We start from the raw sequence: 14,291 nt of genomic DNA, 5'->3' as shown, positions 1-14,291 counted from the left end.
ATGACCGTAATCTACAAAGACCCGCAGCGCCCCGTAGCCGAGCGAGTTGCCGACCTGCTGGCGCGAATGACGCCGGAAGAAAAATTTGCCCAGATGCATGCTTACTGGCTGGTGCTTTCAGAAACCGGTGAACACCGTGAAAGAACGGATATGAGCGATGAGTTTGCCGGTGTTTCGGAACAGGCCTCGCTGGCACAAAGGTTGAAGTCTGGCGTCGGGCAAATAACGCGGCCTTTGGGGACGCATGTTGTTGAGGCTAAAGAGGGCGTGCGGGCCGCCAACAAGCTGCAAAAAATGCTGGTCGAGGAGACCCGACTCGGTATTCCTGCGCTGTTTCATGAAGAGTGCCTGGTGGGCCTGCTCTGCAAAGATGCCACTCTTTTCCCTTCTTCGCTGAACTACGGTTCAACCTGGGACCCGGCCCTTATTCGCCAGGCCGCCATGCACATTGGAGACGAGGCCCGCAGCACCGGCTGCCATCAGGGGCTTGCTCCGGTGCTGGACGTTTCCCGGGATGTTCGCTGGGGACGGACGGAAGAGACATTCGGCGAAGATCCCTGGCTGGTGGGGCTTATGGCCTGTGCTTATGTCGAAGGGTTGCAGGGTAAAAAACGCTATTTGCTGGCGACGTTAAAGCACTACGTGGGGCATTCGTTCAGCGAAGGTGCGCGTAATCATGCGCCGGTTCATCTGGGGTTTTGCGAACTAAATGATACCTTCCTGCTGCCGTTTGAGATGGCGGTGAAGCTGTCGCACGCAGGCTCCGTGATGCCCGCCTATCACGATATCGACAATCAGCCCGGCCACAGTGACGGCTTCCTGATGACGGATATTTTGCGCGAGCAGTGGGGGTTTGACGGCATCATCGTAGCGGATTACGGCGGCGTCAGTCTTCTACATCAACATCACGGCGTTGCGCGGGATGCGGCGGAGTCGGCGGCGCTGGCGTTTAATGCCGGGCTGGACGTGGAATTACCCAAGGATGATTGCGTCCGCCATTTAGGCGATGCGGTGGAACGCGGGCTTATCAGTATGGCAAAAATTGATGAGATTGTTGCCCGCACGCTGGCGGTGAAGTTCCAGCTTGGCCTGTTTGAACGGCCTTATGCCGATGAAACGAAGGTCGTGCTTCAGAGCAAACAAGCGCGGCAGGTTGCCAGAGACGTTGCCACGCGTTCCGTTACGCTTCTGGAAAACAGGGCGGCAATACCGCTGGCAGAAAATCAGAGGATGGCCGTGATCGGGCCGACCGCCGACGATCCTCTGGCGCTGCTGAGCGGCTACAGCTTCCCGGTGCATTTGATAATCAGCGACATGCTTGAGGAAACAACGCAGGTCACCACGCCTCTGGCGGCGCTGCGCCATTACCTGGGCGATGAGAAGGTCAGCTATGCCAAAGGCTGCCATATTATCGAAAAACGCATGGCCGGTGCGCCGGTTTTCCCCGGCGACAGCAGCGGAAAACCGATTCAGCATTCACCGGTTTCGCTTGATACTTCTCTGATTGCGCAAGCGGTTCGTACTGCGGAGCAAAGCGATATTGTTGTCGCCTGCGTGGGCGACCTCGCCGGGCTTTTCCAGAGCGGTACGGTGGGGGAAGGGTCGGATACTGACTCTCTTAATTTACCCGGCGTTCAGCAGCAACTGCTGGAAGCGCTGGTAGCGACCGGAAAGCCGGTCATTGTAGTGATGACCGGCGGGCGCCCTTATAACCTGGGGGGGCTGGAAGATAAAGTTTCAGCACTCATTATCGCGTGGGCGCCGGGTCAGGAAGGCGGCTGGGCGATTGCAGACGTTTTGACAGGCCGGGCGGAGCCGCAGGGTAGGTTGACCGTCAGCATACCGAAGAGCGCCGGAGCGATGCCTTATTATTACAATCACAAACTGAAAAGCGGCGGCACGCCGTATGCGTTTCATTTTGGCAGCCGCTACCCGTTTGGCTATGGCAAAAGCTGGACCAGCTTCAGCTACAGCCCGATAACCCTGCGCGGTAAAACGGTGGCGATAGACGGAGAGATTACGCTAAGCGTGACCGTAACCAACACCGGGGAGCGCAGCGGAAGTGAGGTTGTTCAGCTTTACGTTCACGACAACGTAGCCTCGATGGTGCGACCGGTTAAGGAGCTAAAGGGTTTTGAGCGCGTTGAACTTGAGGCGGGGGAATCGGCCACGCTGACCTTTATTCTGCCCGTCGATATGCTTAATTTCACCGCCCGCAGCGGGAAACGCATTGTTGAACCGGGAGAGTTTACGCTGATGGTGGGCGCGTCGTCTGAGGATATTCGCGAGACAACTCAGGTTGAAGTGCTGGGGGAAACGCGAACTTTGCCGAAGATATGGCGAATGCTGAGCCACTGCGAAGTTAGCCGCTAATTTTTATGTTTGTGACAACCCCTCTTTCGGCCGGAAGAGGGGCGCTGTCCGGCAAGCCACGAAGCAGGAAAGAATTACTCCCGCTTAATCAAATCCTTCACGCCCGCGATAATGGCCTCGCACCAGGCGGCATAGTCATGGCCGCTTGACCACGGGTGAAAACTGACCTCATAACCTTTGTCGCGCAGCACCGCCTCAAGCTGTTGCGTATTACGGTAAATTCCGCCGTCTGCACCTTTGCTTTCAAATCGCCCTGCCTGAAGCCAGAAGCGAACCGGCAGGCGAGGAGACTGCTGATATTGACGAGTAAGCCAGCCCGGTGCTTCGCCCTCAGGCGCCCACCAGTAAGAACCGGACAGGCTCAGCACGTTGCCGAAAACGTCGGGGTGACGCAGGGCAACCCACGACGAAGCCAGGCCGCCATAGCTTGAACCAGCGACAATAGTTTTCTGCGCCGTCAGGCTAATGCCCTGACGTTGTAGCCACGGCACCAGTTCCTGGGCCATAAAATCGGCGAAGTCCCGATTTGGCGGCAGCTCTTTTTCGCGCCGATCGCCGTCGAGGCTGTCAATAAATACCGCATTGATTGGCGGGAGTGAATGGCGGGCGATCAGGCCGTCCAGCACGTTAGCGAGACGGTAGCGATTCTGATACATGCGGCCATCAAACAGCATCAGCGTCCAGCGTGCGGGCTGGCTGCCGCGCGGGCGATAGACAGTGACTTCGCGGCTGTTAGCAAGCTTCTTGCTCTCCACCTGATAGCGCACCAGCGAACCGTTGCGAATCGGCTCCGAGGTTGCGTGAGGCGTGAAGTAGCGGGTGGACGTGAGGTTTAAAAGCGAGAAGCGGTTCCAGCGGTCGGCCTGGCCTGCGGGACTGGACTGGGGGTTGAGCGGGTCGGCCTGGGCGCTCACCAGAATAGCGCGACGCTGTTCGCGAGCGGTGCCTTCTACCAGAGGAACGTCCGGCGCGAGCTTATATTGCATCAGCGTGTCGGCCGGAACGACATAGCTGCGATACCAGACGTCCGACTGGCCGAGGCGGAACATCGGGTCGTGATCCCCGGCGGGAGAGCCAAGCACGAAGACATTGCTGGTCGCGCCGCGCCACAGGAAAGTCACGCGTTTATTACTGGCGTCTATTGCCTCCACCAGGGGCGTGCCTTGTTCACGTCTTGCCTTCCAGAAAGCATCGGTATTGCCGCCGTGACTCAGAGCCTGCTCCAGAGCCAGCAGCACAGGGCTTTCCGGGGTCAGCACTTCATTCCGTTTCAGAGGAACGGTTTCGCGAATTTGCCAGCGGAACCGCCAACGCTGGCCGGGTTCCCCGCGCAATACCAGGGTTGAGGGCACGCCAACCGGCAAAGCAAAGAGAGGATTATGCTTGCCATCCACCGGACCATTTTCCACCAGCGCGCGCCAGACACGGCCTTTACTGTCAAGCAGGCTGGCGTCCGTTATGCCCGCGAGTTTCACATTGGCGTAGTTATCCCTAAGAGCGGGAAGGCCAAAACAGATTTCACCGCTGGCGTCGAACTTCCCCTCCTGCTCTCCCTGGCTACCGGTAAATGTGCAGGTTGCGGCGACCGCCGAGGCTGAACAAAGTCCGATCATTAGTGCGCTCCACGCGGCTCTCATGTTGTTCCATCTTTGCTGTAAAAAAAGTTGTTACACGCTAATGCAAATGAGATTGATTTGCAATAACATTGCGAACCGTTGCGCTTTATGACAAAACGTAACCGGAGATCGCGGGGCGATCTTTGTTAACCCAGTAACAGGGGACGTAACGGTAATGAATTTTAAAAACAATAAAATGACCCACGGCATCTTGCTGATGGGTCTGAGTAGCATTGGGATGGTTAGCGGCGCGCAGGCGGAAGACCGCCGCGCTGCTGAAGAGACGATTGTGGTATCCGGCAGGGTGAGTGAGGATCCCTCCGCGCCGGTGAAAGGGATAGTGGCGACTAAAACGCTGTCCGCCACTAAAACGGTTGCCGACCTGGTGAAAACGCCGCAGTCGGTCTCGGTTATTACCCGCGACCAGATGAACGCCCAGGATGTCACCTCCGTCTCCCAAGCGCTGCGCTATACGGCAGGGGTCTTTACCGAATACCGGGGCAGCTCGAACCGTAATGACGAGGTTTTTGTACGCGGCTTTAGCTACGTGCCTAAATACCTCGACGGCCTGAGCTACGGCGCAACCGCCTCGTCGCAGACCGGGACTTTTGACCCCTGGCTGCTGGAGCGCGTGGAGCTGGTTCGCGGCCCGGCCTCGGTGCTGTTTGGCCAGGTGAACCCCGGCGGGCTTATCAGCATGACCAGCAAACGCCCGGTACGCGAAGCAATACATGAAGTGCAGTTCCGCACCGGGAACCAACATCTTGCCGAGGGCGCTTTTGATTTTGGCGGTCCGCTAAGCGACGATGGCCGCGTGCTTTACCGCCTTAACGGCATCGCCCGCACCCAGCATAGCCAGGTTGCCGATTATAAAGAGCAGCGTATGGCGATTGCCCCGGCGCTGACCTGGTATCCAAATGATCAGACTCGTTTTACGCTGCTCACCAGCTATCAAAAAGATCCGCAGGCGGGCTACCGTAATTTCCTGCCCGCCGCAGGCCTGGTCACTAAGACGTCTGCCGGGTATATTCCGCTGGACTTTAACGTCAGTGACCCGAGCTATGACCAGTCGTGGCGCGAACAGACGATGATTGGCTATGAGTTTGAACATAGCTTTAATGATATCTTCACCTTCCGCCAGAACGCCCGCTACGCGAAGATTAACCAGAAGTACCGCTATCTTGTCTATTCCACCTCCAAAAGCGACACGCTGCTTTCGCGCCGCGCCCAGCATGAAACACGCGACACCGAAGAGTTCGGGCTGGATAACCAACTAGAAGCGCAGTTCGACACCGCCAGCGTCGGGCATACCCTGCTGAGCGGGCTTGATTATAAATCCAGTCACGACCGTCAGCAGCTTAGCCGCGGCATGGGATCTCAGTATGATCTTTACTGGCCAAACCCGCGTTACGGCATCAACGTAGATGAAAGCACTTTCAGCGCGGTGAGCGACGACCAGCAGAATCTCGATCAGGTTGGGGTCTATTTGCAGGATCAGCTCAGTTGGAATAACTGGCAACTACTGCTTTCCGGGCGCTACGACCAGGCCGAGGTGCGCACAACCGACCGGCTCAAAAACAAAATGGTGCAGCAGAATGACGGTAAATTCACCTGGCGTACCGGCCTGCTGTACGTTTTTGACTTCGGGCTTTCGCCGTACATCAGCTACAGCACTTCGTTTGAACCGAATCTGCAAACGAATCGTGCTCCGGGGGCGGCACCTTTTGACCCGAGTCTCGGCAAGCAAACCGAAATCGGGCTGAAGTATCAGCCGCAGGAACAGACATACATGACGCTGGCGCTGTTTGACCTCCGCCAGACCAATGTCGGGACTTATAACAGCGCGAAGGGGTGGTTCGAAAACGCCGGTGAAGTCCACTCTAAAGGGCTTGAAGCGGAGGTTCATTCGACGTTATTCGACAGTCTTAATCTGATTGGCTCTTACACCTGGACCGATGCTGAAACCGCCAGCACCACCGTGGCCGGAACCGAAGGCAAGACGCCAGCCCGTATCCCAACGCATATGGCTTCGGCGTGGGGCAGCTACACCGTTCCGGGAGGCCTGTTTAAAAACCTGACCACCGGCGTGGGCGTGCGCTATATCGGAACAAGCTATGGCGATGCGAAAAATACCTTTAAAGTAGCGGCCGTGGATTTATATGACGCGATGGTGCGTTATGAGCTGGGTGAAGTCAGCAGCAGCCTGAAAGGGGCGGCCGTTCAGTTCAACATCAATAACCTCGCCGACACTAAGTATGTTGCGTCCTGCGCTTCGGACTCGGCCTGCTTCTACGGTATTGGCCGCACCATCACGGCAACCGTCAGCTACGGCTGGTAAGGAGAAAAACGTGCGCTACCTGCTAACAATGCTTATGGCGCTCATCGCTGCCCCTGCGGGGGCTGTAGTGAGTGAAGATAAGCCCTATACGCTGGCGAATACGCTGGTGCATACCCTTAGCTCGCCGGAAAACGGCGATTATAAAATTCTGGTTTCGTGGCCGCAGGGCAAAGCCCCGGCTGAGGGCTGGCCGGTAATTTACCTGCTGGACGGTGAGTCGGTGTTTCCGGGAGCCGTCTCGCTGATGCAGCGCCTGACCTGCGAGCGCTGCCCGCTGGTGCCGGGTGTTATTGTCGCCATTGACTACCCGGAAGAGAGCCGACGGGAGAGGGATTACCGCCCGGCGGTTGATAAAATCGTGCTGGAAGCGAATCCCGCCGGTGGCACTTATCCGCCAGGAAAGCCGGGTGAAGCACAGAAATTCTGGCAGTTTATCGATATCGAGCTTAAGCCATGGGTCTCGCAGCGCTGGGAAACAAATCCTCAGCGGCAGGCGCTGTTTGGCCACTCTTATGGCGGGCTGTTTACCACCTGGCTGTTTATGACCTCGCCAAACGCGTTCCAGCATTTTTACGCCGCCAGTCCTTCGGTATGGTGGAACAATCGTTACCTGTTGCGCACGGCGCAAAATTGGCAGCCGGACGATAGTCGCTCTCACCTGTCGGTTTATGTCGGAGAGTATGAGCAGTCGCTTCAGCCCCATGAGATGAAGCTCCCGGAGGCGAGAAAAGCGGTCCTGGCCCAGCACCGGGGCCAAAGAGCAATGGTTGACGGCGCTCGCCAACTGGCCGAGTCGCTTAAAGCTAAAGCCCCGCAGCGCGTTGATTTTAGCCTTGTTGAAGGGCAAACCCACCTGACGATTGCGCCGCTGGTATTGCACGGCGCTATTATTAATCACTTTGCTAAGCCTGAATGAACAATAGCCCATCATCACGATGGGCTGAACTAATAACTGTTATCGCCTGAGAGTGTCTGTTATTAAAAGCGCTTTTTAATAGCGACAGGATTAATTGTATTTATAAATATCAGTGATGTTTATTTTCGGTTCGTTCACTCTCAGGAGATAGCAATATGCCTAACACCGTTCTCGAAATGTCACCTCTGGCTCGCTCATCCCACAGTATAAATATAGACGACCTGCCATCCCTTCCTGCCGACAGCGATAAGAATAATTCTCCGCTGGCTTCCCGACTAACAAGGGCTAATAACAGCGCGGAAGAGTTATCTATGGACATTGCTTCTGAATCCGACTCTGAGGTTGAGCCTGCACATAGGCAGGGGCGATTTTTAAACGTCTCAGAGGAAGAGATTCCGCCCCCTGCGACCGAAGAAAGAAGCATAAGCTGGAAAGGTAGAGTCTTATTCGCCCTGAGCAGTGTAGGAATAATCGGTTCGGGATTGTACATAATATCTAATTATGGGAGCACACCATCCGGTGAACGAGAAATGATCATGAGGGCATATGCTTCAGATATACCGATTGCTCTGACATAAAAATATAATATAGAGCCTGCCCATATATTGAAAAATAGGCAGGCCATTTCAACGTATAAAACATCTTTTATTCTTTTCTCATCCATGAATCACTGTATTTAATCAAACCCTACAGGAGCGACATAAATCCATTTTTATGTTCCTATTTCAGCGCCTTCTCTCCCTTCCCAGACAGTCGGTAACTGTAGTCGGCTGCCCACGAAATCGCCCCCGGATTCTTACCAACCTGCTTCGCCAGGAGCCTGAGCGGCCGGATGTTACAAAAAAAGGGCAAAAAAAAGCCCATCATCAAGATGGGCAAAGACTACACACAGCAATTCGTTGTTTCACTCAGGGGATATCGATGTTTATAAATCAAGGGGTTGATTCATAACCGTGAGTTAAATAGTAGGCATCCCGGCAAAAGCAGTCACTCAGATTCGTCTCAATAGTTAACGAAAGGTGAATAGTTACCGACAGGATAGCGGGGCGCGCGCGGTTCAATGGCCGGAATAGCGCCAAAAAAATACGCTATAGATTAGATTTATTAACTAGTTGCGAAAGGTGACTCCCCCGGATGGCGGGGGAGTCAGGGGGAGATTATTTTTTAACGTTTAACGTATCCTGCTCTTCGAGCAGTTCAACGACTTCTTCCGGAGAGTCCTGCGGGGCAGGTGCCTCGTGCATCCAGACTGAAATCAGGCGATAAGAGACGGCCAGCAGCACCGGGCCGATAAACAGGCCAATCATCCCGAAAGCAATCAGGCCGCCGATAACACCCGAAAGGATCAGAATCATCGGCAAATCCGCGCCCATGCGAATCAGCACCGGGCGAATAAAGTTATCCATGGTGCCAACCACGCAGCTCCAGACCAGCAGCACGGTGCCCCAGGTGGTGTCGCCGCTCCAGTAAAGCCAGATAATCGCCGGAACCAGAATCACCAGCGGGCCAAGCTGGATAAGACAGCTAAGCACCATCAGCACGGTGAGCAGCGCGGCGTAGGGAATGCCGGACACCGCCAGACCGATACCGCCGAGCACGCCCTGAACCAGAGCCGTTACCACTACGCCCAATGCTACGGCGCGAATGGCCTGGCCTGCCAGCAGCACGGCAGCATCGCCGCGTTTATCCGCAAGGCGGAAGGCAAAATGGCGAATGCCGTTGCCGAGGGTTTCGCCTTTGGCGTACAGCAGGACGCTAAACAGCAGCATCAGCCCAAGGTGCATGAGCAGGGTGCCGATGTGTACCGCCTGGCCCAGGAACCAGCTGGTCGTGGTGCCGATATAAGGGCGAACTTTTTCCATAATGGCGCTGCCGCCGCTGCTAACCAGCGCATTCCAGCCGGTATAAAGCTTGTCGCCTATCAGCGGAATGCTGTGCAGCCACTCAAAGGTTGGGAGCGCCATATGGCCCTTTGTTGCCCAGGCGATAACCGGGCCGCTGTTGTCCACCAGGCTATTGACCAGCATAGCGATAGGAATAACGAACAGCATCAGCAGCAGGAGCGTCATCACCAGCACCGCAAGCGAGCGTTTACCCCACAGCAGTTTTTGCAATTTAATCAGCAGCGGCCACGTCGCAAGAACGATGGTTCCCGCCCAGGCAAATCCCAGAACAAAGGGACGCACAATCCACAGACAGGCGATAATCATCACCGAGATAAACAGCACGGACAGCAGGATCTGCAGCAGATCCTTTGGCTGACTGACTTTGACCATAGAAAGAATCACCTCAATAAAAAGAGCCAGCGCTAAATTCGCTTAGCGGATGCTTTAATGATGATGTATTTCCTCGATTTTGGACAGGCGCAATTCGCGAAGCATTATCTTAAATAACAGCCGCAAATCCTGACGGAATATGATAAAAACAAGACAGACACGCAAACGATAACTCTTACAACGCAACACAGGGTCGACCCGTCAATGATCCCACAAATTTCTCAGGCACCGGGCGTAGTTCAGCTGGTGCTCAATTTTTTGCAAGCACTGGAGCAACAGGGTTTCACCGGCGATAGCGCCACCAGCTACGCGGATCGCCTGACAATGGCGACCGATAACAGCATTTATCAGCTGTTGCCGGACGCGGTGCTGTTTCCCCGCTCGACCGCAGACGTCACGTTAATCACCCGCCTGGCCTCAGAAGAGCGCTTTAAAACCCTGGTCTTTACCCCGCGCGGCGGCGGTACGGGAACCAACGGGCAGTCGCTCAATAGCGGCATCGTGGTGGATATGTCCCGCTATATGAACCGCATCATCGAAATCAACCCGGAACAGGGCTGGGTGCGCGTAGAAGCGGGCGTCATCAAAGATCAGCTAAACCAGTTCCTCAAACCGCACGGCTATTTCTTTGCGCCTGAACTCTCCACCAGCAACCGCGCCACGCTGGGCGGGATGATCAATACAGATGCCTCGGGGCAGGGGTCGCTGGTGTACGGCAAAACTTCCGACCATGTTTTGGGCGTGCGTGCGGTGTTGATGGGCGGAGAGATCCTGGACACGCACCAGATGGCGACCACGCTTGCCGAAGAACTTGGCCGCGAGCAAACCATAACCGGGCAGATTTACCGCACCGTGCTTGAGCGCTGCCGCGAACAACGCCAGCTGATCCTCGACAAATTCCCCAAACTAAACCGCTTCCTGACCGGCTACGATTTGCGCCACGTATTCAATGACGATCTTTCTAAGTTCGACCTGACGCGCATTCTTACCGGTTCGGAAGGCACGCTGGCCTTTATCACCGAGGCTAAGCTGGATATTACCCGGTTGCCGAAAGTGCGCCGCCTGGTCAACGTAAAATATGACTCCTTCGACTCGGCTCTGCGCAATGCGCCTTTTATGGTGGAGGCGAGGGCGCTGTCGGTGGAGACGGTCGATTCTAAAGTCCTTAACCTGGCGCGGGAAGATATCGTCTGGCATTCGGTCAGCGACCTGATTACCGACGTGCCGGATAAAGAGATGCTTGGCCTGAACATCGTTGAGTTTGCCGGTGACGATGAGCCGCTTATTGAAAGCCAGGTTAGCTCCCTGTGTGAACGCCTCGATGCTTTGATAGCGTCGGGCGAGGGCGGGGTGATTGGCTGGCAGATTTGCAGCGAGCTGGCCGGTATCGAAAAAATTTACGGGATGCGTAAAAAAGCCGTTGGCCTGCTGGGTAACGCTAAAGGGGTGGCAAAGCCAATCCCGTTTGCGGAGGACACCTGCGTGCCGCCGCAGCACCTGGCTGACTACATCGTAGAATTCCGCGCGCTGCTGGACGGCCACAACCTCAGTTATGGCATGTTCGGCCACGTTGACGCAGGGGTGCTGCACGTTCGCCCGGCGCTGGACATGTGCGACCCGCAGCAGGAGATGCTGATGAAAAGTATCTCAGATGACGTCGTGACGCTGACGGCAAAATACGGCGGCCTGCTGTGGGGAGAGCACGGTAAGGGCTTCCGCGCGGAGTACAGTCCGGCGTTCTTTGGCGAGACGCTGTATGAGGAACTGCGCCGGATCAAAGCCGCCTTCGACCCGAACAACCGTCTTAATCCGGGGAAAATATGCCCGCCGCTCGGCGTGGATGATCCAATGATGCAGGTGGATGCGGTAAAACGCGGGACTTATGACAGGCAAATTCCTATCGCGGTGCGCACTTCATGGCGCGGGGCGATGGAGTGTAACGGCAACGGCCTGTGCTTTAATTTCGACGTGAAAAGCCCGATGTGCCCGTCGATGAAGATTTCCAGCAACCGCATACATTCTCCGAAAGGGCGTGCGACGCTAACCCGTGAATGGCTGCGCCTGCTGGCAGAACGTGGCGTTGACCCGCTCCAGCTTGAAAAGCAATTACCGGAACAAAAAGCCAGCCTTCGCAGCCTGATTGAGCGGACGCGCAATTCGTGGCATGCCAATAAAGGCGAATACGACTTCTCCCACGAGGTGAAAGAGGCGATGTCCGGCTGCCTGGCCTGCAAAGCCTGCTCCACCCAGTGTCCGATTAAAATCGACGTACCGGAATTCCGCTCCCGCTTCTTGCAGCTTTACCACACCCGCTATTTGCGCCCGCTGCGCGATCACGTTGTGGCCTCGGTTGAAAACTATGCCCCGCTGATGGCGCGTGCGCCGAAGACATTTAACTTCTTTATGAGCCAGCCGTGGGTTCGCAACCTGTCCGAGAAGCATATCGGCATGGTTGACCTGCCGCAGCTTTCCACGCCGACGCTGCAACAGCAGCTGGTGGGGCATCGCTCGGCAAATACCACGCTGGAGCAGCTCGAAAGCTACTCGCCGGAACGCAGGGCTAAAACGGTGCTGGTGGTGCAGGATCCGTTCACCAGCTATTACGATGCACAGGTTGTGGCGGACTTTATCAAGCTGGCGGACAAATTGGGGTTCGAGCCGGTTGTGCTGCCGTTTTCACCGAACGGGAAAGCGCAGCATATTAAAGGCTTCCTGCAACGCTTTGCCCGCACGGCGCGTAAAACATCTGATTTCCTCAATCGGGTTGCGAAGCTGGGCATGCCAATGGTGGGCGTCGATCCCGCGCTGGTGCTGTGTTATCGCGATGAATACAAACATACTTTAGGCGATGAGCGCGGTGATTTTCAGGTGCAGCTGGTGCATGAGTGGCTCCAGGACATGCTGAAAGAGCGGGAAGTACAGAGCGCGGGCGGGGAAGCATGGTACCTGTTCGGCCACTGTACCGAAGTGACTGCGTTACCGACGGCACCGAATCAGTGGGCCGGAATTTTTGCCCGTTTTGGCGCGAAACTCGAGAACGTTAGCGTCGGCTGCTGCGGCATGGCCGGCACTTACGGCCACGAGGTGAAGAATCACGCCAATTCCTTGGGCATCTATGAACTATCCTGGCATCAGGCGATGCAGCGCCTGCCGAGAAACCGCTGCCTGGCAACCGGCTATTCGTGCCGCAGCCAGGTGAAGCGAGTTGAAGGCAACGGCGTTCGGCATCCATTACAGGCACTTCTGGAGATTATCGGATGATTTGGCGACGTGAAGCGACGCTTGCCGCGCTCAATAAACTGGGTGCGAATAACATGGTCGGGCATGTAGGGATTGAATTTACCCGTTTTGATGACAACGAAATAGAGGCCACCATGCCGGTGGATGAACGTACCCGGCAGCCGTTTGGCCTGCTGCACGGCGGTGCATCCGTGGTGCTGGCTGAAACGCTGGGTTCGGTCGCGGGCTACCTGTGTACCGAAGGCGAGCAGAAGGTTGTGGGCCTGGAAGTGAATGCCAACCATATTCGTTCCGCGCACGAAGGCGTGGTGCGCGGCGTTTGCCGGGCGGTGCACGCTGGCCGCCGTCATCAGGTCTGGCAAATAGACATTTACGACCAACAGGACAGGCTGTGCTGCACCTCGCGGCTGACCACGGCGGTGGTTTAAGGTAATCCTTTGAGACCAATCACTCGCCTTTTTGAAAGGGCGAGTGATTGCGTTTTCTATAAAAAAATAAAGAAAATACTATTTATTACTGCACATTATTTGCACCTAATGGGTAACAAATAAACGGCAGGCTATTATATCCATGTTGAAACTGAGCTCTTAAATTTTTGCCATCATGGTGAAAATGCTGGTAAAAAGCCCCCCTCAGGATGTTTATAACTTAAGGACATGGATATGTGGATATTACTGGCAGTTGCCTTGCTGCTTTTGCAGTTCAATAAAAAAGCCTCTATCGGGCTGCTGTTGATCACCCTGGTTTGGGCCGCAGTCGGCGGCGTTATCGACTGGCGCGCCGTTATTGCCCTGGCGGTAATCGCCGCACTCGCGCTGGCTTATTTGAAAGCTGGGCACCATAAAGTCGCCAGGTATTCGCTCGAACTTGTACTGGTTGTGAGCGCCATCGGGTTAACGATGCATCTTATTCCGGGTTTCCATAATCCGAAGGTGCTGGATTCGGTCATTGCCGGGCCGCTGAGTGTCCCTTTCTCGGTGTATTACAACTTCGATAAAGCGCTGGTGCCTTTCGTCCTGCTGGTGGTAATGAAATCGCTGTTCGTAAGCGAGCCAGAGTCTCGCCCGGCAAAACCATGGTGGGGCCTGCTCGTTGCTTCTATTCCCGCTTTACTGCTTCTGGCCGTCGCGCTGGGTGGGCTGAAGATTGAACCTCATGCCCCGCAGTGGCTGCTGCCGTTTCTGTTTGCCAATATCTTCTTTGTCTCTCTGGCAGAAGAGGCGCTGTTCCGCGGCTACCTCCAGCAGCGGCTGTCCGGGTTTATGCATCCGGTTCTGGCGCTGGTTATTTCAGCGGCGATTTTTGGCGGGCTTCATTTTGCCGGCGGGCCGCTGCTGATTGTGTTTGCCGCGCTTGCGGGCCTGATTTACGGCCTGGCCTGGATGTGGAGCGGCCGGCTTTGGGTGGCAGTGGTTTTCCATGTTGGGTTGAATGCCGCTCACTTGCTGTTCTTTACCTATCCTATGCTTCGGCACATTCCGCACTGATTTATTCCCGTTTACGGCCTGGTTTCCGGGCCGTTGCAGGTGACA

The 14,291-nt window shown here is 55.7% G+C and carries 9 protein-coding genes and 1 other RNA gene; 7 read left to right on the top strand and 3 right to left on the bottom strand.

All coding sequences use genetic code 11. The features are described 5' to 3' along the window. Positions 1-2,373 carry a glycoside hydrolase family 3 N-terminal domain-containing protein gene (locus tag FOC35_RS21815; protein ID WP_172570198.1) on the top strand — a complete coding sequence of 791 codons (2,373 nt, stop codon included), beginning with the start codon at positions 1-3 and terminating at the stop codon, positions 2,371-2,373. Positions 2,374-2,447: 74 nt separating this feature from the next. Here FOC35_RS21815 and FOC35_RS21810 read toward each other — a convergent pair whose 3' ends face one another. Next, positions 2,448-4,010: an alpha/beta hydrolase-fold protein gene (locus tag FOC35_RS21810; protein ID WP_172570197.1), complete on the bottom strand. Its 1,563-nt coding sequence runs from the start codon at positions 4,008-4,010 to the stop codon at positions 2,448-2,450. A 196-nt stretch (positions 4,011-4,206) separates the two neighbouring features. Here FOC35_RS21810 and FOC35_RS21805 point away from each other — a divergent pair, with 196 nt between their 5' ends. The 3 genes from FOC35_RS21805 to FOC35_RS21795 all read left to right on the top strand — a co-directional run bounded on the left by FOC35_RS21805 (position 4,207) and on the right by FOC35_RS21795 (position 7,821). Beyond that, the gene (locus tag FOC35_RS21805) at positions 4,207-6,327 is read left to right on the top strand and encodes a TonB-dependent siderophore receptor (protein WP_254065401.1); all 2,121 of its coding nucleotides are present in this window, start codon (positions 4,207-4,209) and stop codon (positions 6,325-6,327) included. A gap of 10 nt (positions 6,328-6,337) precedes the next feature. Further along, positions 6,338-7,243, top strand: coding sequence for an alpha/beta hydrolase (locus tag FOC35_RS21800; RefSeq protein WP_254065326.1), 906 nt, complete (start codon positions 6,338-6,340; stop codon positions 7,241-7,243). 155 nt (positions 7,244-7,398) lie between these two features. Then, positions 7,399-7,821, top strand: a complete 423-nt coding sequence (locus FOC35_RS21795; RefSeq protein ID WP_172570195.1) for a hypothetical protein — start codon at positions 7,399-7,401, stop codon at positions 7,819-7,821. A gap of 270 nt (positions 7,822-8,091) precedes the next feature. Here the strand turns inward: FOC35_RS21795 and rprA are convergent. Both rprA and ydiK read right to left on the bottom strand, forming a co-directional pair. Then, positions 8,092-8,198: antisense sRNA RprA (gene rprA / locus FOC35_RS21790), an RNA gene on the bottom strand. 202 nt (positions 8,199-8,400) lie between these two features. Then, entirely contained in the window at positions 8,401-9,519 is a 1,119-nt protein-coding gene (ydiK, locus tag FOC35_RS21785) for an AI-2E family transporter YdiK (protein ID WP_016536065.1), read from the bottom strand. 204 nt (positions 9,520-9,723) lie between these two features. Between ydiK and FOC35_RS21780 the strand changes: the two genes are divergently transcribed. The 3 genes from FOC35_RS21780 to FOC35_RS21770 all read left to right on the top strand — a co-directional run bounded on the left by FOC35_RS21780 (position 9,724) and on the right by FOC35_RS21770 (position 14,246). Next, a complete protein-coding gene (locus tag FOC35_RS21780; protein WP_172570194.1) occupies positions 9,724-12,780 on the top strand; it encodes an FAD-binding and (Fe-S)-binding domain-containing protein in 3,057 nt (1,018 codons plus the stop codon). Next, positions 12,777-13,187, top strand: coding sequence for a 1,4-dihydroxy-2-naphthoyl-CoA hydrolase (menI, locus tag FOC35_RS21775; RefSeq protein ID WP_172570193.1), 411 nt, complete (start codon positions 12,777-12,779; stop codon positions 13,185-13,187). Before FOC35_RS21780 ends, menI begins: the two co-directional genes overlap by 4 nt. A 234-nt stretch (positions 13,188-13,421) precedes the next feature. Continuing rightward, positions 13,422-14,246: a CPBP family intramembrane glutamic endopeptidase gene (locus FOC35_RS21770; protein WP_172570192.1), complete on the top strand. Its 825-nt coding sequence runs from the start codon at positions 13,422-13,424 to the stop codon at positions 14,244-14,246. The last annotated feature ends 45 nt before the right edge of the window (positions 14,247-14,291 follow it).

Source organism: Cedecea sp. FDAARGOS_727, assembly GCF_012273235.1.
Classification (GTDB): Bacteria; Pseudomonadota; Gammaproteobacteria; order Enterobacterales; family Enterobacteriaceae; genus Cedecea; species Cedecea davisae.
This window is presented reverse-complemented; position numbering and strand designations above follow the sequence as displayed.

Excerpts from the sequence above, each read along its gene's own strand:
- FOC35_RS21805 (WP_254065401.1), top strand. The coding sequence starts at position 4,207 with ATGGGTCTGAGTAGCATTGGGATGGTTAGCGGCGCGCAGGCGGAAGAC.
- FOC35_RS21795 (WP_172570195.1), top strand. The coding sequence starts at position 7,399 with ATGCCTAACACCGTTCTCGAAATGTCACCTCTGGCTCGCTCATCCCAC.
- FOC35_RS21815 (WP_172570198.1), top strand. The coding sequence starts at position 1 with ATGACCGTAATCTACAAAGACCCGCAGCGCCCCGTAGCCGAGCGAGTT.
- FOC35_RS21810 (WP_172570197.1), bottom strand. The coding sequence starts at position 4,010 with ATGAGAGCCGCGTGGAGCGCACTAATGATCGGACTTTGTTCAGCCTCG.
- FOC35_RS21780 (WP_172570194.1), top strand. The coding sequence starts at position 9,724 with ATGATCCCACAAATTTCTCAGGCACCGGGCGTAGTTCAGCTGGTGCTC.
- ydiK (WP_016536065.1), bottom strand. The coding sequence starts at position 9,519 with ATGGTCAAAGTCAGTCAGCCAAAGGATCTGCTGCAGATCCTGCTGTCC.
- FOC35_RS21770 (WP_172570192.1), top strand. The coding sequence starts at position 13,422 with ATGTGGATATTACTGGCAGTTGCCTTGCTGCTTTTGCAGTTCAATAAA.
- menI (WP_172570193.1), top strand. The coding sequence starts at position 12,777 with ATGATTTGGCGACGTGAAGCGACGCTTGCCGCGCTCAATAAACTGGGT.